The 21,992-nt window shown below is 55.6% G+C and carries 17 protein-coding genes; 3 read left to right on the plus strand and 14 right to left on the minus strand.

The features are described 5' to 3' along the window. Positions 1-323: 323 nt before the first annotated feature. The 14 genes from RBR60_RS14005 to RBR60_RS14070 form a co-directional block, all read right to left on the minus strand. Positions 324-5,267 carry a CapA family protein gene (locus tag RBR60_RS14005; RefSeq protein ID WP_320357865.1) on the minus strand — a complete coding sequence of 1,648 codons (4,944 nt, stop codon included), beginning with the start codon at positions 5,265-5,267 and terminating at the stop codon, positions 324-326. A 994-nt stretch (positions 5,268-6,261) separates the two neighbouring features. Continuing rightward, positions 6,262-9,483, minus strand: a complete 3,222-nt coding sequence (locus RBR60_RS14010; RefSeq protein WP_320357867.1) for an efflux RND transporter permease subunit — start codon at positions 9,481-9,483, stop codon at positions 6,262-6,264. Beyond that, on the minus strand, positions 9,480-10,571 hold the full coding sequence (locus RBR60_RS14015; protein ID WP_320357869.1) for an efflux RND transporter periplasmic adaptor subunit: 1,092 nt from the start codon (positions 10,569-10,571) through the stop codon (positions 9,480-9,482). Before RBR60_RS14015 ends, RBR60_RS14010 begins: the two co-directional genes overlap by 4 nt. A 72-nt stretch (positions 10,572-10,643) precedes the next feature. After that, complete coding sequence (locus RBR60_RS14020; protein ID WP_320357871.1) at positions 10,644-12,011, minus strand: TolC family protein; 1,368 nt, start codon at positions 12,009-12,011, stop codon at positions 10,644-10,646. Positions 12,012-12,192: 181 nt separating this feature from the next. Beyond that, positions 12,193-12,885 (minus strand): DVU0298 family protein, encoded by a 693-nt coding sequence (locus RBR60_RS14025; RefSeq protein ID WP_320357873.1) that lies wholly within the window; start codon positions 12,883-12,885, stop codon positions 12,193-12,195. Between the two features lie 73 nt (positions 12,886-12,958). Further along, the gene (locus RBR60_RS14030; protein WP_320357875.1) at positions 12,959-13,306 is read right to left on the minus strand and encodes a cytoplasmic protein; all 348 of its coding nucleotides are present in this window, start codon (positions 13,304-13,306) and stop codon (positions 12,959-12,961) included. 113 nt (positions 13,307-13,419) lie between these two features. Further along, entirely contained in the window at positions 13,420-13,614 is a 195-nt protein-coding gene (locus RBR60_RS14035; RefSeq protein ID WP_320357877.1) for a ferredoxin, read from the minus strand. After that, on the minus strand, positions 13,614-14,816 hold the full coding sequence (locus tag RBR60_RS14040) for an FprA family A-type flavoprotein (RefSeq protein ID WP_320357879.1): 1,203 nt from the start codon (positions 14,814-14,816) through the stop codon (positions 13,614-13,616). The genes RBR60_RS14035 and RBR60_RS14040 overlap by 1 nt, the downstream gene beginning before the upstream one ends. Positions 14,817-14,915: 99 nt before the next feature. Then, complete coding sequence (gene rd / locus RBR60_RS14045) at positions 14,916-15,071, minus strand: rubredoxin (RefSeq protein WP_320357881.1); 156 nt, start codon at positions 15,069-15,071, stop codon at positions 14,916-14,918. Between the two features lie 123 nt (positions 15,072-15,194). After that, positions 15,195-16,211: a cytochrome d ubiquinol oxidase subunit II gene (gene cydB, locus RBR60_RS14050; protein ID WP_320357883.1), complete on the minus strand. Its 1,017-nt coding sequence runs from the start codon at positions 16,209-16,211 to the stop codon at positions 15,195-15,197. 42 nt (positions 16,212-16,253) lie between these two features. Further along, positions 16,254-17,582 (minus strand): cytochrome ubiquinol oxidase subunit I, encoded by a 1,329-nt coding sequence (locus RBR60_RS14055; protein WP_320357897.1) that lies wholly within the window; start codon positions 17,580-17,582, stop codon positions 16,254-16,256. A gap of 92 nt (positions 17,583-17,674) precedes the next feature. Next, the gene (locus RBR60_RS14060) at positions 17,675-17,830 is read right to left on the minus strand and encodes a rubredoxin-like domain-containing protein (protein WP_320357885.1); all 156 of its coding nucleotides are present in this window, start codon (positions 17,828-17,830) and stop codon (positions 17,675-17,677) included. Positions 17,831-17,890: 60 nt separating this feature from the next. Beyond that, a complete protein-coding gene (locus RBR60_RS14065; protein ID WP_320357887.1) occupies positions 17,891-18,271 on the minus strand; it encodes a desulfoferrodoxin in 381 nt (126 codons plus the stop codon). A 59-nt stretch (positions 18,272-18,330) separates the two neighbouring features. Continuing rightward, positions 18,331-18,540, minus strand: coding sequence for a hypothetical protein (locus RBR60_RS14070; protein ID WP_320357889.1), 210 nt, complete (start codon positions 18,538-18,540; stop codon positions 18,331-18,333). Positions 18,541-19,050: 510 nt separating this feature from the next. Between RBR60_RS14070 and RBR60_RS14075 the strand changes: the two genes are divergently transcribed. From RBR60_RS14075 to RBR60_RS14085, 3 genes are all read left to right on the plus strand, one after another. Further along, the gene (locus RBR60_RS14075) at positions 19,051-19,413 is read left to right on the plus strand and encodes a DVU0772 family protein (RefSeq protein ID WP_320357891.1); all 363 of its coding nucleotides are present in this window, start codon (positions 19,051-19,053) and stop codon (positions 19,411-19,413) included. Between the two features lie 252 nt (positions 19,414-19,665). Then, positions 19,666-20,616, plus strand: coding sequence for a nucleoside recognition domain-containing protein (locus RBR60_RS14080; RefSeq protein WP_320357893.1), 951 nt, complete (start codon positions 19,666-19,668; stop codon positions 20,614-20,616). A gap of 13 nt (positions 20,617-20,629) precedes the next feature. Then, positions 20,630-21,992 (plus strand): DNA repair protein RecN (locus tag RBR60_RS14085; RefSeq protein ID WP_320357895.1); only part of this gene is annotated, 1,363 nt, incomplete at its 3' end.

Below are 21,992 nucleotides of genomic sequence, written 5' to 3' on the forward strand. Positions count from 1 at the left end.
TTATGCTATAACTTCTTTAAAAACAATATTAAATTTCAATTCTGTGGCACCACCTTTTGGGGCTTTTACAAAATGCGACATAGTAATTACAGGCATTTTGGACAAAAAAGGTCTCCCAACTGTAGAAAATGAGCGTAACAATCTTTTCAACTTTTTCTCACAAAATGTGGCCTGAGACTTTTTGCGAGTCCATCATAAATGGATAAAATGTTTTCGGTGTCGGGGCTTTGCCCCCTGGCTGGAAGCCTGAATATTGCTGCCCCATCCCTGCCATGTCATATAGGCCGTGCTGTGCATATCCGGGTGGTGCAGACCGCTGGATTTCACCTCCCTCCTTGCCTTAAGCCTGAAAACCATTTTGAAATATCGCCGAAATCCGAATCCCGACGCGAGCCTTTCAACAAAACCAAGTCTTTATTTTTCAAAAAATTCTCCAGATAGTCACAAAGCGGCGCTGCCTTGTCAAAGTGGGGCCCCAGCATGCCTTTTGGCAGCTTTTCCCTTAAAAAAAACATCTCTTCACCATGGGTCAGGACATGGGCCACTCCCGTCTCCATTAAAGGCGTTGCCAGTTGCGCATGAAGCTCAGGTGCCATATCACCAAGGTGTACAATGCGGCCCAGTACGGCAATTTTTCTGCCTTCGCAGGGAGAATCTTTCAGAACCAAAAAGGCATTCAGCATGGAAATCACCACCGCATTCCAGCTGTCATCAATGATGTAAACATCACCGCAGGACATGGAACAGACGGCGTGCTGCATTCGGCCTTCGTCAGGCACATAACGGTACATGCGATCTGCCGATACTTTCAGATCCATATCCAGGGCATGGGCCACGGCAAGTGCTGCCATGGCATTGTGCAGCATACCTTCTCTCTTGAAAGGGATATCCATTGTTTTTTCAGCACCATTCAGAGCAAGGGTGAGGCGGGAGCCATTCTTAAGGGCACTGATGCCGAGAATACGCAGGGATGCCCCTTCGCTGGAACCAAAGGTGATGATGCGGCCAGCATGACGCTGAGCCTGGGAAAGCACAGTGTCATAATGGGGAAGGTGCTCACCTAAAATAGCTGTGCCACCGGGTACAAGACCGTCAAAAATTCTGGACTTCCACCTTGCCACATCCTTTATGGTTTTCACCATGGATCTGGTCTGGGAAAGACCAATTTCAGTAATCAGTGAAACCGTCGGGCGAATCAGCCGGGTAACAGGCCCTCGCTGCATCCACAGGGCGGACTGGGCCACTTCTATGACTGCAGCCCTGTAATCCTGGGAAAGGCTTGCCAACTGCAAAGGTGCTCCTACCCGTGAATTATAGTTATCTACGCTTGCAAGGCATTGCCCCTCTTCAAAGAGGGTTTTAATGAGGGCCACAGTTGTGGATTTCCCGGCAGTACCTGTCACCGCAATAACAGGGCCCGCAAAGCGCTGACGTGCGGCAAACCCCAATTCCATAATGGCCTTTATGGGATCTGCAACCAGCAGCTGAGGAAAATCTATGGGCAGATCAGGAACAGGGCGACTTACAATGGCCCCCCCCAGCTCATGGGCCATTTCAGCAAGAAGCAGGTGCCGATCTCCCAGACCCTTCACAGGCTGAGTGGATCCTTCGTGACGTTTGCGCTCATGGTTGGTATGGGCTGCAAAAAGCGTCGGGCCTGGCCGCATGGGTAAATGTTTTTTACCGTTGACAATGGAGCGTACAAACCAGCCTTTCTCGGGCGGCACCAGCCATTTTCCCCCGGTTACAAGGGCAAGCTGCTCTGCCGTCCAGGTCCGTCCGGGCTGGCATGTGAGAAGATCTGCCGGAAACTCAGTCCGGTAACGGAGAGGAGACGGGGTATCCTTACCCGGGATGGCGAGCGTGATTTTTTCCGGATGCACGTACACGGTGTCAGCCTTATCCTTGCCTGTTATCCGCACTTCCACCTGAAGAGGGATATTTTCCAACTGATTCATCTGTGGCGGCCTCAGGCCATAAAAATCCCTGTAAATTCTGCCAGGCACCCAGCGGCCCGTTGGCTGCATCCAGTCACAGGGATCATGATCCATCTCCCTGCCCCACTCTGGCATTCTGCATGGTTTTACGGGAACAGCCCGGCAGTCAATTCGGTAATCCTCCGCCACAGGCGCATCAGCCAACCACCAGCTTTCTACCCAGAGCATACTGCGCTGTTTCAACTCTACGGGATCAACCCGGATACCAAGGAGCTGAATACCCTGAAAGGATACAGGGTCAATGGCATATGCCGCAGGAACTCCGGCAACCTGTCCGTAATCCGGGCCAGGCCTGTAATCAAGGAGGGTTTCGGGTCTGTAGCGGGTGAATGGGGCCGGGGTAAAATATTTTTTCTCCTTTGGCTCCGGATTCAGTCTCAGGCTGGCAGTACCATCTCCATTTACCTGCAGTTTCGTGCCCAGTCTGAAGCTGAGCTCCTGCATATGGCTGCTGACACGGAACGCCTCCTGCCCATGCAGGCATTCTGAAAAACCGAAACCTGTTCCCACAGGTATGAAATGAACGGCGAGAACACCGTGATGGCAGGCCTCGAGTTCAAAGAGACCGCTGTCTGCCAGATTCGACCTGACGGAATCAAAGAGCAGATCGCCCGCGTCATGGATGATGGGCCTGTTCCGGTACACCTCCATGCCCTGAAGACGATGAGCTGACGCCCCCAGCACAGCATCCGCACCCGCATCAATGAGGGTATGACCGAAACGGATTTCATTTGCATCCGGCTCAGAGGCATGGTTGTCTCCCCAGTGAACGGCCACAAAAACAATATCTGCTGTTTCCCTGGCCTTTTCAATGCGGGGACGGAGCATATCATGGCTGTAGGCTGGATTGTTCATGGGCAGCCATGCGGTTCCGGGACTGCTATGTCCTGCCGCAAAACGATGCTGGGTGGTGTCTATGGAAAAAATAGCCACATTGAGATCTCCGGCCCGCCGGAAAACAGGTTTAAGGGCCGTATTCAGATCATATCCCGTCCCGGCATGGCCGATGCCCAGATCATCCAGAATAAGAGACTGCTGCCATAACGCTGCCGGGCCGTAATCGCCGCTGTGATTGTTGGCCAAAGTCACCACATCCACACCGGCAGATGTCAGGATTTCCAGCATTTCCGGCCTTGCCCGGTAATAATAGGGGCCACCCTCTCCTTTGGGAATGCCCTGCTTTCCTGTTGTGGCCACAACACACTCCAGGTTCACAATGCTGAGATCTGCGCTTCTGAGCCTTTTAAGATCCAGAACCCTGTCAGCGCTCAGTTCCCGGGTACGGTAGTGCTGCCTCCGTCCAAGATTCACATCTCCACCCCACACAATTTTTGCACATGATTTCATGGAGTAATATGGGGAAGAATCGAAGTCAGGCTTTTTTGTTTCCTCTGCATCTTCAGGGACAACATCCTGTACTGATTTTTCGCCATGATCTGGCCTGTCATGAAAATCTCCTCCCCACGACGATGATGCCCCATCCAGATAATGGTGTAGGTATGTCACAAAGCCCGAAAGATAATGTTCCACATCATCAATGCGTACCCGGAAGGCATGGTGGCGTATGAAAAAGCTGCCCAGAATGCGCTGGGGGTTTTCAAAGAACATGGCAAATTCCGGCCAGAAATGGCCGTTGAGCAGATAACGGGCGCGGTGTTCCAGCGCATGGTAGAACTTGTCCATATCCAGTGCATGAAGAAGATGGCTGTTGTCCGGGTCTTTCTTCAGACGGACAATCATCTTGTGGGCCGCCATCATCAGTTCCAGCAGGGTGGGAAAGGTGGTGATGCGCTCCAGCACAAAATCCAGATGCCCTGCAACATTTTCTATGCCGAAGCGGTAATATTTTTCTTCAGGGCGGTAGAGGGTCAGCTCGTTTACGCAATAGCTCAGCCAGTGGTCATTGGCTCTCCAGTGGTTTTTTGCAATGAAGTATTCAAAGGCTTTTTCCACGGTACGCAGCCAGCGTTCATCCTTTGTGAGCCCGTAAAGGCGCATCAGGCCAAAGGCGGCCTCCCCGTCATAATAAATGATGCGGAACTGCTCTTTTATTTTCAGGGTTCCAGCATGGAGTACGTGGCAAAACTGACCCGTATCCGGGTTCTGCATGAGAAGGATGCCAAGGCCAAGGCTCTCCATCAGGGGAAGAAACTGATTATCTTCAGTCAGTTCGGTGTACTTGACAAGGGCGAGCAGGCAGACGGCATTGCCGCCGAGCTTGATTTCATCGTCGAGATCCACAAGAAATGCCGGGTTCCGGCCGTCTGCAAGGGAATAGCTGCGTATCAGCTCCTTTGTAAGACACCCAAGGCTTCTATCTATGGCGGCCTTCAGGCTTTCTGACTGCGTTACTTCCCAGGCTTCCAGCATACTGTAGGTGGTGCTGGCATGGCGCAGGGTGTTGTAGGTATTGATTTCCCTGTCAAAACAGGGATGCATGCCATAGACAAAGCGACCCTTTGCATTCAGCTGATCCGCAAGGAAAATACTGGCATCACGGATGCACTGACAGGCCGTATCCCTGTCAAGCTGCTCCAGGATGCGGCGTCCCGTATCTCTACCTTCCTTGCCGCCACTGTACCCATGAAGGCATAGCGGTGCTTTTCCCGGCTGGAAAAGGATGGCTTCCGTTGTGAAGGTACACACGGGCTTATCGTCGGAGAAATCCGGAGAAATCCCGTTTCCGAACCGGGTTTTTGCGTATCTTACAAAGTTTGCCTCATTCAGCTCCGCCTTAGCCTGTTCCTTTTCCGGATAAAGCATGGCATTGGCGTTGAGTTCCATTTCAAGGAAGGCATGGTTGAAATTCTCATCAAGGGCGATTCCATAACGAAAATAATTCCGTTTACTCAGGCTCAGCTCCCTCTTCAGCTCTGCCCAGGTTTTTTCTTGAAAATCCTGAATCCAGTCCACCCTGAGCCAGCGGATTTTAAAGGGTTTGGGATGAACCTGCTGCACGGTCCGCATCAGATTTTTCCAGACATGCCCAAAATCATAGCCCGGCGCATGCAGCACCCTGGCGCGACGGACTCCATCCGTAAAGGATAAAAAGATGCAGATTCTCTTTTGGCAGCTGGCCTGTATGGCCTGCTCCAGAACCGGCCTTGCCTCTTCCAGCATTGCTGTGAGCCATGCATCAGGGCAGGCCTTGAGGAAGGTACGCAGGGGTCTGAAATGGGTATTCGCTCTGATTTGGGATTGTTTCTTTTTCAAAGCATGCTGTGCGCGCAGGGCACTGGCCAGCGCGTTTTTTTTCTTGCGTTTTGTCATATTCCATCCGAAAGCCTGATCGGCTTTTATTGTAAGGGGCCTTGTGGTATGGGAAAAAAGCCCCATAAAAGACGCAGGCACCGTCTCCGCTCGAAAGAGAACGCCCCGGATACGGAAAGCTCCGTGGCAAATCCGGTTCGCCATTAAAAGTGCTTCCCCAACAAACACGCCAGCTGAACACAGACAGGAACATCGCCGCGACAAGGGCGGCAATCCCGTACCGGATTCTGATAAAAGACATATAAAACCATCCTGAACACAAGGGCGGAAAGGTCAGGGCATCAAGCCCCTGCGGGCGCATGCCTCCTGATCCTGAAAATCATCCCGGACACCCCACGGGAGCAACACATTTCTGCAGACGGAACCAATACCTTGGCGGGTTAAAACACTGCGAACATTGTCAGGGCAACAATGCAAAAAACATACCGACCCATAACACAACAGAATAAAAATGCCTGAAGAAGGCTTGAAAGGGGGGTACATACAAAAAAGCAGAGATGGAGGCAGGGAAAAGGAGGGAAGTGGTCAGGTTTTTATGTCATTTTACGTCAAACAATGACGCAATTTGTCAAGCACCAAGACGCTTTGATCAGGACAAAAGTCTCGGCAATATCTGCGAAAGAACAAAACAGCTAGATGAAAACCACATTCACCTGTTAGGCCAAGGGCTTGCCTGATATGGGGGCAGCGGCCCTGTGGCTAAAAAACTAAAATCTTGTTATTATTCAAAAAAAACGCCTGGCTTTGCAGCTTTTTAAAATCTTTGACAATAAATCAATGGCCCGGGTGGTTTTGCGATTTTCTGCCCTCACCCCCGGCCCCTCTCCCAGAGAGAGAAAAAAAACGACCGTTCTTCACCGTTCGTCCATATCCCCATTCCACTCTCAGTAAAAGCAACGCAAAAGTGAAGATAAGCCCAAGAGACGCAGGGAGATATTCGGAATAACCGCCGGATTTTCAAATGTCTCGCCGGTGGACACCTGGAATCCCCCCATCAGGCATCCTTTTCTCTGAAAAGCGCGTAATAGGTAACGGGCACCACAATGAGGGTAAAGAGGGTGGAGGCAAAAAGCCCGAAAATCAGGGCCCAGGCCAGACCGGAAAACACCGGATCAAAGGTGATGGGAGCCGCACCAATGGCGGTGGTGAGGGCAGTGAGCACAATGGGCCTCAGACGAATGGCCCCACTCTGGAGAATGGCCTCGGAAAGGGCCATGCCCCTGCCCACAGCCTCCTGGATGAACTCCACCAGCACAAGGGAGTTTCGGATCACAATACCGCCCAGGGCGATCATGCCGATCATGGAGGTGGCCGTGAAAAAAACGGGATTGGCATAGGGCCCGATGGCAGGAGCGCCCATGAGGTTCAGAAGCCAGAAGCCCGGCAGAATACCCAGAAGGGTCAGGGGAATGGCCATCATGATGAGAAGGGGCAGGCCAAAACTGCCCGACTGGATCACAAGCAGAAGATAAATGCCGAGCAGGGCTCCGGCAAACGCAAGGCCCATGTCCCGGAACACATTGAGGGTGATCTTCCACTCCCCTTCCCCGGCCCACTCAACGCGGATACCCTCGGCCGGAGGCCGGGCCTTCAGACTTGCCATCCCATCCAGTACCCCTTCCGCAGGGGATTTACCCGCCATGTCTCCTGTCACATACACCACCCGCGCCAGATTCTTGTGATAGATGGGGGTATCCTCCTGTTCCCGCACCACGGTCACCAGCTCTGCCAGAGGCAGGGTGTCCCCCGTGGCGGTTTTCAGGGGAAGACTGCCCAGACCGGCTTCGGAGCTACGGACTTCCCTCGGAAGCACCACCCGGATGGGCAGAGGCGAACGCTCTCCCTCCTGATGCAGGGTGGCGGCCACCTTTCCGCCCACGGCGGTCTCAAGGCTCCGGAGAAGGGTCTCCACGGAAATGCCGTGCAGGGCCGCTTTTTCCCGATCCACCACAAAAGAGAGACGGGCTCCCCCTTCCTTGGGCATGATGTCGAGATCCGTGACAAAGGGTTCATCGGCCATCACAGTCCGCACATGGGCCGCTCCGGCAAGAAGGGCTTCGTAGGGCATGTCTTCCCTGCCATAGATTTCCGCCACCAGGGTGGAAAGCACAGGGGGGCCGGGCGGCACTTCCACAAGCTGCAGGCTCACCCCCCGTCTCTGGGCCAGGACCTCCAGCTCCGGCCTCAGGCGCAGCACAAGCCCGTGGCTCTGGAGATCCCGCTCTCCCTTATCCACGAGATTCACCCGGATATCGGCAAGATGCGGCCCTTCGCGCAGGTAGTAGTGCCGCACCATACCGTTAAAGTCCATGGGAGAGGCCACACCTGTGAAGCTGATCACCTCCCTTACCTCCGGCACGGAACGCAGGTAATGCTCAAACTCCCGCACCACCGCATCCGTGGCTTCCAGCGGTGTACCTGCGGGCATCTCCAGCATGACCTGAAATTCGGATTTGTTGTCAAAGGGCAGAAGCTTCAGGGGCACCTGACGCAGAAACACAAGGGAGATGCAGCCCGCAAACAGAAAAAGAATGCCGCCAAGAAGGGCAAAACGGTTTCTGCGGGAGGCGAGAAAGGGCGTCATCAGTCTGCGATAAAAATCCTGAATCCCCGGATGTACGCCGGACCCTTCCGTCTCAGAAGAAGGAAGGGTCTTTCCGGAAAAGCGGTTTTTCAAGAGAAGCCAGGACAGCCAGGGAACGATGGTCAGGGCCCAGAGGGTGGAGAAGGTCACGGTCAGGGGAACGTTCACCGCCATGGGTGCCATGTAGGGCCCCATCATGCCGGTGATGAAAAAAAGGGGCACAAAGCAGAGGATGATGGCCACGGTGGACATGAGCACAGGAGACAATACCTCTTTTACGCCCACAAGGGTGGCCTCCTCAGGGGGCAGGATTCCTTTTCGGATGTTGCGCTGGATATTGTCCACATTGGTGATGGGATCATCCACCACAAGGCCCAGAGAAAGGATGAGGGCAAAAAGGGTCACCCGGTTGATGGTGTAGCCTGCCACAAAATTCACAAAAAGGGCCAGGGAAAAGCTCAAAGGAACGGCGACGGCCACCACAAGGGCTTCCCGCCAGCCCAGGGTGAAGGCCAGAAGCAGCACCACGGAAACCACGGCAAAACCCAGAGAAAGGAGGAGGCCGGATACTTTCTCGCTGGCCGTTTCTCCGTAGTTGCGGGTCACGGAAACGAAAACATTCTGAGGCAGAATCTCCCTTTTCAGGCTTTCCATTTTCCTGACCACATCATCGGCAACGGTCACGGCATTGGTGCCCCGCTTCTTTGCCACAGCCAGGGTAACGGCAGCCCTCGCCTCCATCCCCTCTCCCCCATGACCCACGCCCAGACTGAAACGGGAATGGGAAAGGGCCTCTTCCGGGCCGCTGATGATCTCCGCCACATCCTTAAGATAGACGGGCCTGCCTTCATGTACCCCCACCACCAGGGAAGAAACGTCTCCCACATCCTTTAAAAAAGCGTTGGAAGCCACCATGAAACTGCGGTTGGCCTGACTGATCCGGCCCGCGCTCACGGACACGTCGGAGGTGGCAAGGGCCCGCAGCACCGCATCCACATCCACCCCGAAACCCGCCATGCGATCCGGGGCCAGGGCAACCCGCACCTCCTGCCTTCTGCCGCCCACCATTTCCGTGCGGGAGACATTCTTCACCTCGGAAAGCCTTGCCAGCATCTCCGCCCCCATGCGGTGCAGGGCGTGGTCATCATGGGCTTCCGAATGCAGGGTGAAGGTCACAATGGGCACATCATCAATCTCAACGGGCTTGATGAGCCAGCCCCGCACGATGGCCGGAGCCAGGTCTTGGTTCATCATGATCCGGTTGTGAAGGCGCACCAGGGCCGCCTCCCGGTCTTCCCCCACATAAAAACGCACCGTCACCACGGCATGATCCTGATGGGACATGGAATAGACATACTCCACCCCGTCGATCTGCCAGAGCAGGCGCTCCAGGGGGGTTGCCACCAGCTGCTCCACCTCCTTTGCCGAAGCACCGGGAGCATTCACAAAAATATCCGCAAGGGGCACCACAATCTGGGGTTCTTCCTCCTTGGGCGTAAGGAGAACGGAAAAAAATCCCAGAATCAGGGCGGCGGCCACCACAATGGGAGAAAGCCTTGAGGAAAGGAACTGACGGACAAGGCCCATCACCACCCCGGTGGGCGGGCCGGAAAGGGCAGGCTGCATGTTCATGAATCCTTCCTCCCCCGGGAAAGGGCCACCTTTTCACCGCCTTCAAGGCCGGAGAGAATTTCGATCATGCCCCCTCCCATTCTTTCGCCCGTGGTGACAAAACGCCGCTCCCAGCGATCTTCCACCTGCACCTCGACAAGGGCAAGCTGCCCCACCTTCCGGATGGCGTCTTCTTCAATCCAGACCGCAGCACGGCTTCCCACAGGAATGCGCAGGGTGCCGAACATGCCCGGATACAGGCCTTCCTTCACGGGCAGGGCCACCTTCACAAGGAAGGTGCGGCTTTTGGGATCCGCATAGGGCACCACTTCCTCCACCCCAGCGGGAAATTCCGCGTTCAGGGTGTTGATGCGTACCCAGAGCTTTTCTCCGGGTTTCACCTTTGAAAAAAGACCTTCCCGCACATAGGCTTCAAGCCTCAGAAAACCGCTGGTCTGAAGGAGGAGCAGGGGCTTTCCCGGAACCGCCGTATCCCCCGGTTCCACCAGCCGCTTCAGAACCTCGCCGGATTCCGGTGCTGTGATGCGGGTGTAGCCATGGGCGATTTCCGCCTCCCGCAGCACTTCTCTGGCCTGACGGATGGAGGCCTCCGACGCCAGAAGTCCTTCCCTGGCACGGGCCGCATGGGCCTCGGCCTGACGGAAGGCGGATGTGGCCTGCTCCACCTGACGCTGGGTGGCGGCTCCCTGGGCAAAAAAGCCCTGAATCCGATCATGATCCGCCCGCGCCGCATCCAGGGCCGCATCCGCTGCAGCAATGGCCTGTCTTGTCTGCTGACGGCCGGATTCTGCGGCACTGAGGGCTTCCCTGGCCTGCTCCATGCGGGCCCGCACCTGACGGTCATCCAGCAGAATCAGGGGATCCCCCTTTTCCACACGGCTGCCCGACCGCACCGCCACCTCCCGCACCTGACCCGCAATCTGGGCCTCAATGCTGGATTCCGTGCGGGGCCGGACGGTTCCCACGGCCTCCTGCCATTCCTCCCGCTCTCCGGAAATGGCCAGCACCGTGGCTTCCGGTTCCGGAAGGAATTCAAAAACCTTGAGAGGGGGAGAGGATGTGTCTCCGCAGGCCCCCAGAAGCAGCATGCAAACCAGAACCGTTCCCCAAAACCGGATCTTTCCCAAAGACCGAATCCTTCCCTGCCTGCCCCTCATATCTCACACCTCCCCGGAAAGCAGTCCCAGGGCCCTGGCAAGATCCGCCCTGGCCCTTTCCCTGTCATAAAAAGCCGCCGTTTTCCGAACCCTGGCCCGGTTGTAATCCAGCTCCGCCTGAAGATAACGGGTGATGGTGGCCGCTCCGCCCTCGTATTCCCTATGCACCAGATCGAAAGATTCCGCAGCCAGATCCACGGCCTTTTCCGCCACCTGATACCGGGCGGAGGCTTCGGCCACAGCAGAAAGGCTTTCTTCCACATCCAGTCGTACCTCAAGAAGAAGCCCCCGAACGCGGGCGCGCAGACCCGCTTCCCTGGCAAGGGCCGCATCCTTTCCCGCCCTTCTTGAAAAACCGTCAAAGATCTCCCAGTCCGCCTGCACCGAGACCTCCCAGTTTTCCCGGCTCCGGTCAAAGGCCGCGTCCCTGTCATCATGCCAGTACCGTCCCTGAAGATTCAGCTCCGGCAAAAACCGTCTTTCCTCGGCTGTAACTCCCTTTACCGCCCGGTTCACGGAAAAGCCCAGGCCCTTGAGATCCGCCCTGTGATGCAGGGCCAGGGCCATGGCGGCCTCTCCTTCGGAAGGAAGTTCCGGGAGCACCAGATCCGCCTCTCCGGGGAGAAGACCCGTACCGGGGCAGAATCCCAGAAGCCCCGCCAGGGCAGAAGCTGCAAGGCGCACACGGTTTTCGCTGCGTACCTTTTCCTCTTTCACTTCCGCAAGGCGCACTTCAAGGGAGAGAAGGTCGGACTTCAGCACCCCGCCCCCCGCATACTGCACTTCCATCACCATGAGCTGGCGGGACACGGTGGCAAGGGCCTCCTCACTGATGGAAAGAAACTCGCCTGCCGCCTTCACCTGATAAAAGGCCTGAACCACCGCAGCGGCCAGACGGTTTGTATGCGCCTCAAGGCCAAAGGCCGCTTCTTTCCTCCCGAGATCCGCCATGTCCTTCATGAGGCCTGTGCGCCCCCCGTCAAAAAGCCGCATCCGGCCCCAGAGGGCGGCTTCCGTATTACGGAAGGAGCCGGGATCGTTGAAATCCACGTTTTGGGGAAGCTCCCGCTGGTCGATGGTTTTAAAAAGATAGGAGCTTGGCGCATCCCCCGTACTCCAGGCCACAGACAGCCCGAAACGGGGCCAGAGACCGGAGCCCGCCTCCCGGAACAGGGCATCCGCCTCCAGGATCTTCGCCCTGGCCTCCTCCATGCCGGGATTGCGTTTCCGGGAAAGATCCAGCATTTCCTTAAGGGAAAGGGGACGCTCCGGCACAGGCTCCGGGGATGTTCCGGGGCCAAAAGGAGGAGCTTCCCCCGCAGAAACCGAGGCAGATACCAGAATGAACAACAGGACAAGCCAGTAATGCATCAGAAACCTCCTCTGGAATGAAAAACCCCAACCGTTCACGAAGGAGAAAGACACAAGGACTGATGGAAACGTTACAAAAAAAGAAGAGGGCATGGGAAAGGAGAGCAGGGAGAAAATCGTTTAAAAGAAAAGGGGCTTTTAACGGATGGCTTCGCCACCGCACCAAAGCCTGTGTAAATTTTTACCCGGAACCCACCCCGTTTCCCCCGCTTTCCAGCACCCCTGCGGCAAGTCTTCCGATTTCAAGGGGCATAAAACGGCCATCCCAATAAAAGGAAAGCTGCCTTGTGTCATTCACGTGTGAAAGGATTTCCCCGCTGTACGCCCCATTCCCCAGAAAACCCGCAAGAAACAGGGCAGGAACAAGTATTTCCGGCTCATTTTTTTGAAGATAATGACAAAGAAGGGGCCTCATGTCCCGCACAAAAACAGGGGAAGCCTGCCCCAGACGGGCCAGCCCCCACAAAACGCCCCTCTGGAGCAGGGGATTTTCCAGATAATTGCCTTCGGGATCCAGGTAAGAAGAAAGAATACGGTGATATTCGTGGGCCATGGGGGGAATCCGGGCCATGATCTCTCCCATGGCCTCGCCGCACCCCCATCCGATGCCGCCGGATTCGTCGTTGAGCATCCAGATCAGCCTGCGCATCACCCAGCGGACGCCTTCGGGGTCTTTTTCATACAATTGCTGACACACAGCGCCCAGCCCTCGAATGGCATGCCAGCGAACCCCTTCTTCCCCATGGCAGAAAGCTCCCATGAGGGGGCCTATGGCCCTGCGACCGGGAAGAAGGCACAGAGCCTCTTCCATGGCCTGTACGTCTTCCATCCCAAGACAGGTAAAAACATGGACTTTCAATGTCCTTCGATCCATGGAGCCTCCCCTGATCCTGCCCTTATCCTGAATTGCCCCTGAAAAGATTCCCGGCAAAACGGGTTTTCTCCCGTCAGAAGGTCAGCACATCATAGCCCCCGTCCCGGAACGCCGCCATGGAAGGATGGCCCTGCATGTCATCCAGAAGATAAAGGCCAAGGGCCTTAGCCGTGTCCAGGGTTTTCATTTTCGCCGCACAGGCCTTGCAGACTCCGGCCACAATGTCCGCTTCCAGGGCCTTCTTCCACAGAAGATGCAGGGGATGCCCTTCCTTTTCCAGCTCCGGAAGCAGGGCCGTGGAAGCCCCCTCCAGCACAAGGGCCACCTCGTCGCCCCTCTCGTGCATGTCGAGACCATTGAGCAACACATGGATGAAACACATGGGATCGCCATTAAAAACAAAAAGTGCTGTTTTCCGCATCCAGCCTCCCTGAATGTTGTACGGTTACCGTTTTTCTTAAGGGCTGCTGCCCAGGGGAAGAAAGGGCCCACAAAAAAGGCTCTTCCCTCCCCATCCAGATTCTTTTTTTACATCTATCTTTCCCGCTCCTGAATACAGTCTGCAGGGCAGTTCCGGATGGCCTCGAAAAGGCAGGAAGGAGCCCCTTCACTTTCCCGCACCACCACAAAACCCGTGGCACTCCACCCGAAAACCTCCGGGCAGAGCTCCACGCAGATGCCGCAACGAATGCAGGTCACAAGATCCACTTCCGCCGCATACACGCCCATCAGGCCTCCTTGCCCAGTATCCTGAGCCCCATGCGCCTGCCCAGTCCATGGCAGAGGACAAGCTGTTCGTGCTCCGGCACATACTGTACCCGAAGCCCCTCTTCGGGCAACTCAAACCCCATGGCTGAAAGCTCGGCATTGAGCAGTTTCACCGCCTCCCCGCTCCAGCCGTAGGAGCCAAAGGCAGCGGCCATCTTTCCCTGGGGTTTCAGCCCCTTCATGTAGGTGAGCACATCCATGAGGGCCGGAAAAATCTGATTGTTCAGGGTGGGGGATCCGACCAGAATGGCCTTGGCATCCATCACTTCCGTCATGATGTCCGACCTGTGGGATTTGCGCACACTGATGGGCCGCACCTGGCGAACCCCTGCATCCACAAGGCCGCTCACAATGGCATCCGCCATCATTTCCGTGGAATGCCACATGGTATCATAGAGTACCACGGCCTTGTCCAGGGTCTCCTGACGGCTCCAGCGGTCATAGGCTTCAAGGATCACGGAAGGATCTTTTCGCCAGAGAATGCCATGATCCGGACAGATCAGGTTCAGGGCAAGGCCCATGTCCTGCACGGATTTCAGAAGCTTGGCGATGAGGGGCGAAAAGGGAAGAAGAATGTTGGCGTAATATTTCTTGGCATGAAAGAGAAGCTCTGACGCTTCCATCTGATCGTCATACATCTCGCTTCCCGCATAGTGCTGACCAAAGGCATCGCTGGAAAAGAGAATGCCTTCTTCCTTGAGGTAGGTGAACATGGAGTCCGGCCAGTGCAGCATCCGCGTTTCAAGGAACATGAGGGTGCGGGAAGGCCCGATGACAAGCTCCTCGCCGGAGGCCACCTCCTTGAGATTCCACTTCTGACGGAAATGCCGGGCCAGGTTTTTAGCCCCCATCTTGGAGCAGTAAAGGGGTTTTTCCTCCCCCACGGCACCCATGATGCGGGGAAGTCCGCCGGAGTGATCCATTTCCGTGTGGTTGCTCACCACAATATCAATGTCTTTGGGATCCATCACCGCACGGATATTGGCAAGAAGCTCTTCGGTGAACTCGGCCTTCACCGTGTCGATGAGCACATTGGTTTCCCCCCGGATGAGAAAGGCGTTGTAGGTGGTGCCCGCAGGGGTGGAGTAGCCATGGAAATCCCGGATGTTCCAGTCCCGGACGCCCACTTCAAAAATATTGGGTGCAATTTCAACAGGTCGCATGGTGTTTTCCTTATCATTAACAAAAAGGCTTCACAGGTGAGGAAGCCGGAAGCACCCCCATAGGGACGCATTCCGGCTTTTTTCTTCAAGATGAGGATATCAGGCAGCGGTGAACTGGTCCTTGCCTGCGCCGCAGACAGGGCAGGCCCAGTCTGCGGGCAGATCGGCAAAGGCCGTGCCCGGAGCAATGCCCCCTTCGCTGTCTCCTTCCGCAGGATCGTATTCCCAGCCACACACCTCACAAACGTATTTCATGTCTTTCTCCTTTTGATGCTGTTGGTTTCCAGTCAGAACAGGAGGCCCCATTCCTTCCCCGCACGCCCCATGGAAAACCTTCATCCGAACCTTAAAATAAACGCGCCTTACGGCAAAGGCACCTTAATACGTAAAATCTTCCTTTTCCACCTTAAAACGGAAGGTGTAGTAGGCCCAGGCCTGATAGGCAATGACAAGGGGCACAAGGAAGGCCACCACCCAGAGCATGATGGTCAGCGTCAGGGGGCTTGACGAGGCATTCATGGCGCTGAGGCTGTACGCCGGGTCGAGGCTGGAGGGAAAAAGATTGGGAAAAAGGCCGATCACCCCGAAAAAGGTGGTGGCCACAATGCCCGCAGCACTCATGCCCCAGGCGGCAAAATACCGGGCCTTACCAAGGAGGATCCGTACACCGATAAAAGCACAAACGGCGAGAACAGGTACGGCAAAGAGGATGGGGGTTGCAAGGTAGTTGGCAAAAAGATCCGTATAGAATGCGCTGGCCACCACAAAAACCGCCAGCACCACAAGCACGATGGGCCAAAGCATGCGGACCGTGCGGATGGCCCTTACCTGAAGATCTTCTCCTGTGCGGATGCAGAGCCACAGGGCTCCGTGCTGCATGAAGAGCAGAACAAAGAGCAGACCGCCCATGATGCCATAGGGATTGAGGAGGGTGAGGAGGTTGCCGTGGAGAATACCCTTGCCGTCAATGGGAAGCCCCATGAAGATATTGGCAAAGGCCACACCGAAAAGAAGGGCCGGTACAAAGCTACCCACAAAGATAGAGACATCCCAGGTCTTTTTCCACAGAGCGCTTTCGGAAAGCCCCCGGAATTCAAAACTCACCCCCCGGATGATGAGTCCGAAGAGGATGAACATCAAAGGGGTGTATAAACTTGAAAACATGGTGGCGTACACCAGGGGGAAGGCGGCAAAGGTCACACCGCCTGCGGTGATGAGCCAGACTTCGTTGCCATCCCAGAGAGGGCCGATGGCGTTGATCATCTTGCGCTTGTCCGTTTCATCCCTGCCGAGAAAGGGATAAAGGGTGCCCACCCCGAGATCAAAGCCGTCTGTCATGAAAAAGGCCGCCCAGAGCAAGCCCCAGAGAAAAAACCAAATGACCTGCAGTTCCATAGATGTTGTCCTCCCGATCCGCACAGTCTGCGGCGTTGTTTATCAGGCCTCCGCCTTGGGCAGATCCGGCCCTTTCATGGCTTTTTTGGCGATCATGGTGAATCCGGCAAGCCCCAGCAGACCGTAAACCACAACAAAGGCAATGAGGCTCGTAAGCACCTGCCCGCCGGAAACCGGAGAAACCGCATCCGTGGTTTTCATGAGCCCATAGACAATCCAGGGCTGACGGCCCACCTCCGTGACCAGCCATCCCGCCTGGGTGGCGATATAGGGCAGAGGAATGGAAAAGAGCATCATCTTGAGATACCAGGGTTTTTCCATGAGACGGTTTCTGAAGAAAAAGCCTAAGGCACAGGCAAAGATGAAGTAGGCCCCAAGGCCCACCATCACCCGGAAGGCCATACCCACCAGGGCAATGGGCGGACGCTCATCCTTGGGAATGTCCTTTAAGCCAATGACCGGGGTGGAGAAATCATGGTGAATGAGAAAGCTCAGAAGGCCGGGAATCCTGCCGATCTCAATGCTGTTTTTCTCCCCTTCGGGATCGGGCCAGGCAAAGACATAGCTCGGTGCGCTGGGCTGGGTTTCCCAGTGAAATTCCATGGCCGCCATTTTGGCCGGCTGGGTATGGGCCACATCCACGGCATGGAAATCCCCCTGAATGGCCACAAAAAGGGAAAAGATGAGACCGGGAACCAGCGCCATGCGGAAAGACCGGGTAAAGATCTCTTCATGCTGTTTTTTCAGAAGATGCCAGGCGCTGATGCCCATGACAAAAAAACAGGCCAGCACAATGCTGGCCGCAAGGGTGTGCATGATGGTGAGCCAGGCGAACTTCTGGGTGATGACAGCCATGAAATCCGTGATTTCAGCCCGCTGTCCCCCGAAGGACTCCCGGAGGGTGTAGCCCACGGGATGCTGCATCCAGGCATTGGCAATGAGAATCCAGATGGCGGACACATTGCCCGCAATGGCCACCATCCACATCACCCCTGCGTGAACCTTGGCGGAAAGACGCTTCCACCCGAAAATCCAGATGCCGATGAAGGTGGATTCCAGGAAAAAGGCAGCCGTGGCTTCAATGGCAAGAAGGGAGCCGAAAATATCCCCCACATAGGCGGAATACTGGGACCAGTTGGTGCCGAACTGAAATTCTAAGGTAATACCCGTAACCACGCCTACGGCAAAATTGATGAGAAAAAGTTTTCCCCAGAATTTCGTCATCCGCAGGTAGGTTTCGTCCCCTGTGCGGGCATAGCGGGTTTCCATCCATGCCACCAGAATGGAAAGGCCCAGGGTAAGGGGGACAAAGAGAAAGTGAAACATCGTGGTTGCCGCAAACTGCAACCGGGAAAGCAGGACAACATCCATGGCGTCTCCTCCTTCAAGAGACAGGCTGCGGTGCATGAAACCGCAGCCTCCTTGCCGCTTCCAGTGCCAGAGGCCCGGAAAGATCCGGCCCGTTAGCGTATCCTGTCATCCTTGCCTGCACCTTCGCAGTCCGGCGTGTAACAGGTGTTATCGAGAAATTCGCAGGTTTTCTTGCAGGACGGACATTCCTCCGGAGGGGTTTCCGCCTCCATCTGATAGCCACAGTTGCTGCATTTCCATTGGCTCATGGGGCATCCTTTCCTAATTCTGAAGGTTAATGCATTCAGGTTCTTTTCGTAAAAACCTGTCTATCCTTCCGCTTTCCATACACCATGAAGATTGCAGTATTCCCGCACCACAACCTTTTCGGCCTCAATCATGAACGTCGCCTCGGGTTTTTCGCCTGGGTTCAGATCCTTGCGATACACCCGGTTATCGGCGATGACCTCAATCCATTCAACATAGTGTTTTTCCAGCATGGGATGCTCCACGCTGCCCACCACCACCTTCACTCCACCGGGGATGCGCTCAATCACGGGCACATGCTTTTCCTTGGCCGCATCCACTGTATTTTCCGTAAGATGTACCATGGGCTGACCGCAGCAGACAAGGGCGGCCGCCCCCCCATGCATCACTTCCACCACATTGCCACACAGATCACAACGGTATACTTCAAGCCTCTGAACCATGGAGAACGCCTTACCTTCCCGTTTTCCGTTTCCACAACGGAAAATCCATAAAAAATTTGCTATTCCGCCCATGCCCCTTTGGCCACATGGGCTGCCTTTTCTTTCTCAGCCAGCTGCTTCAGTTTGTACCCCGCATCCCGCAAAATGCCGTACAGGATGCCGCAGCCCGCATCTTCCCGGTCTGCATCGCCTTGGTCCGCCAGCAAGAGCATTTCTTCCGCAAGAAGCAGGGTCTTCTCAATATTCCTGTTGCACGCTTTCACTGTCATTCTCCGCGTGCCTCCTTTAAGAAGGGGCCGCCTGTATGGGATTACTTTAACACGCCTGCACCGACTTGCAATACGGAGACTCCGCTTTTTCTCCTTTTCAGGATTCATGCCAGAATGACTGCGATGCCTCACATCCTCGTATTTCAAGACATAGAGCCCCGCCTCCACCCTCCCCATGGATGTCCCTCCGCAAACTCCCAGGACTCCGATTTTCCCGAAAATACAAGGACAGCCCCCGACGATTCGTTCAAATCATTGAAAAAACACGCTGCCCGGACATGTCTCACACAGAAAATAAGACAAGGTTGATTCAAAAGACATATTTTCAGCCATCTCCCTGAACGGGCATCCAGGGGCCCCAAAAAAGCCAAGAGCTGTAATAAGCAATAAAAACAGCAATAAAACAAAAAAACACTCTCAAAAAAATGGACTAAAAACAAACTGGCACACAAACTGCTTATAAATACTTCAACAGACGCACGCAACAAAGACCCAAAAGGAGGTCATCCCATGCTCGCCATAGAAGAACTGAAAAAGGATATTCACCTTCTCAATGAAATTGACTGGGAGCTTACGCCCGAAGATGCGGTAAATCTTTACCTTGAATGGGGCGGAATCTGGAAACCCGGCGGTCTGCGCTACTCCGTACGTGGAAAACACGACAAGTCCTATTATTTCACCGTGAACACCTGGGAAGATCCACCGGTGATCTACCTTATCCGCCGAAACTCCGAGGAAGCCGTGGAACTGGCCAAAATTCCCCTGCCACCGGGACTTAAAGAATCTTTTCTCAAATCCGTGGGCCACAACCGGGGAGTTTACGCGCTGGAGGGCGAAGTAAAAGAATGGCTCCAGAAAAAACTGTATCACTGAAAAATCCCTTCCCATTCCTGCCCCACCCCCCTGCCTTCCATACGTCCTCAAAAAGGGGAGATCCTGAATCTCCCTTCCTCCCATGAAAGGGCGGAAGCCTTCCTTAAATCAGGGCTTCCGCCCCTTATCTTTTATGCCTTGGGCCAAGCCTCCCTTCTCCCCTCTTCAGGGATTGAAACCTTTTGCCAGGCAGGCTAAAAGAAACCCAAGGCAGCGTCTTTTTCAGTATCCCACTCCAGGCAAGGATTTTCCATGCACACCTCCCTTTCCGCCGCCCTGACAACGGGCCTCAAATCCGGAATCCACAGGGCCTTTACCTCCCTTCTCTGGATTTTAAAAATCCTCATCCCCATCGGTTTCTGCACCTTCCTTCTCGTGCAGACAGGCCTTCTCCCCTTCCTTGAAGGAGCCATGGCTTTCCTCATGGAGCCCATGGGGCTGCCTCCGGCTGCCGCCTTTCCCCTCATTGTCGGCATGCTCACCAACATCTACGGGGCCATTGCCGTCATGGGAACCCTGCCCTTTGACACCCATACCCTCACCCTCATGGCCATCTTTCTCCTTATCGCCCACAATCTCATTCAGGAAGGGGCCGTGCAGCATGCCTCCGGCATCCATGGCCTTGTCATCACCGCAATCCGCCTGGTGGCCGCCACCCTCACGGTCATGGTGGTGTCCATCTGGCTACCACCCCAGCCCCTGGCCTCGCCCCATGCAGCCGCCTACGAGATTCTGCCCTTTGCAGAAGCCTTTTATGCCTGGGGCCTCAGCACCCTCGCCCTCTGCATGAAAATCCTCGGGATCCTGCTTGTGCTCATGCCCTGTATCGAGATTTCCAAAATCCTTGGCCTTGCGGCCTTGCTTGCGCGCATTTCAGGCCCCGTTCTTCTGCCTCTGGGACTTCCCCGCTCCACAGCCCTCCTGTGGCTCACCGCCGTGCTTTTCGGCCTGAGCTATGGAGCCGCCGTCATCGTGGAAGAGGCCAGGACCGGCACCATTCCCAAGGACGACTTAGAAAACCTCCATGTATCCATCGCCATCAACCACTCCATGGTGGAAGACCCGGCCCTCTTTCTGCCCTTAGGTCTTCCTGCGCTGTGGCTCTGGCTGCCCCGCATCCTCACGGCTCTGATCTTTGTTCGCATCTGGCAGCTCTGGCAGCATTTTCGCCCCGTAAAAACCCCCATTCTGCCCCACCCCTGAGAGAAAGGGTCCCATGCTCAGCGAACTTGCCATCCGTAACTTTGCCATCATTGATGATCTGAAAATCCGGTTTGACCGGGGCATGACCGTCATGACCGGCGAAACCGGCGCCGGAAAATCCATCATCATCCAGGCGGTCAACCTCATTCTCGGAAGCCGGGCCGATGGCCGCATGATCCGCCAGGGCCACGACAACGCCGAGGTGGAAGCCTTTTTCCACCCTCCGGCCCAAAGCCCTGCGGCCCTGGCCATGGAAGCCAACGCCCTGAATCCGGAAGAAGGGCTACACATCCGCAGGGTGCTTTCCGTCACAGGCTCTCACCGCATCTACATCAACGGCCGCATGGCCACGGCCCAGCTCCTCGGAGAGGTCACGGCCCAGCTGGCCAGCATTGCAGGCCAGCATGCCCACCAGAGGCTTCTTGATGAAAGCCTTCATCTCTCCATGCTGGACCACTACGCAGGTCTTCATGGAGAAAGGCAGCGCTACGCCCAAGCCTATGGGCTGCTGGTGCAAAACCTGAAAGATCTGGAAAATCTGAAACGTCGTAAAGCCAGGGAAGAAGCAGAGGCGGATTTCATCGCCTTCCAGATCCGGGAAATCCAGGAGGCAAACCCTGAACCAGACGAAGACAGCGCACTGGAAACGGAAAGAAAGAAACTCCGCCACGCCCAGACCCTGGCCCAGACCCTGAACCTTGTGGTGGATCAGCTTTATGAAGGGGAAGAGGCCATCAGCGGACGTCTTTCCAGCTTGCGCAGGGAAGTGGTGAAAGCCGCCACCCTGGATCCCAGCCTTGAAAGCGCCGCTGCGGATGCCGAAACCCTGGCCCTGCGCTGCGAAGATCTGGCGGGACATCTGCGCCAGTATCTCGATGCCATGGACATGGACCCTGCCCGGCTGGACGCTGTGGAAGCAAGACTCCACCTTCTTGGAAAGCTCAAGAAAAAATACGGGGGCAGCCTTGACGCCGTGATCCGCCACAAGCAAACCCTGGAAAACCGCAGCCGGGAGTCTGCGGATCTTGAAAACCGTATCCCCCTTCTTGAAAAAGAAGGCCTCACCCTGCACAAAAATGTGGTGGCTCTCTCCCGTGATCTTTCCAGAAAACGGGAAAACGCAGCCGCCAGCCTCAGTCGTGCGGTGGAAAAGGAGCTTGCCGAACTCTGCATGCCGGACACCCGCTTCCGGGTGGCCCTCCTGCCCCTGGAGGCAGGATCTTCCCCCTGGCTTCAGGATCAGGGACGGGGCCTTCAGGAAGAGGGAGCAGAAAGCGCCCAGTTCTGCATGGCACCCAATGTGGGAGAAACGGAAAACCCCTTAAGCAAAATTGCCTCCGGCGGCGAGCTGTCCCGGACGGTCCTGGCCTTAAAGG

This window comes from Desulfobotulus sp. (genome assembly GCF_034006065.1).
Taxonomy (GTDB): Bacteria; Desulfobacterota; Desulfobacteria; order Desulfobacterales; family ASO4-4; genus Desulfobotulus.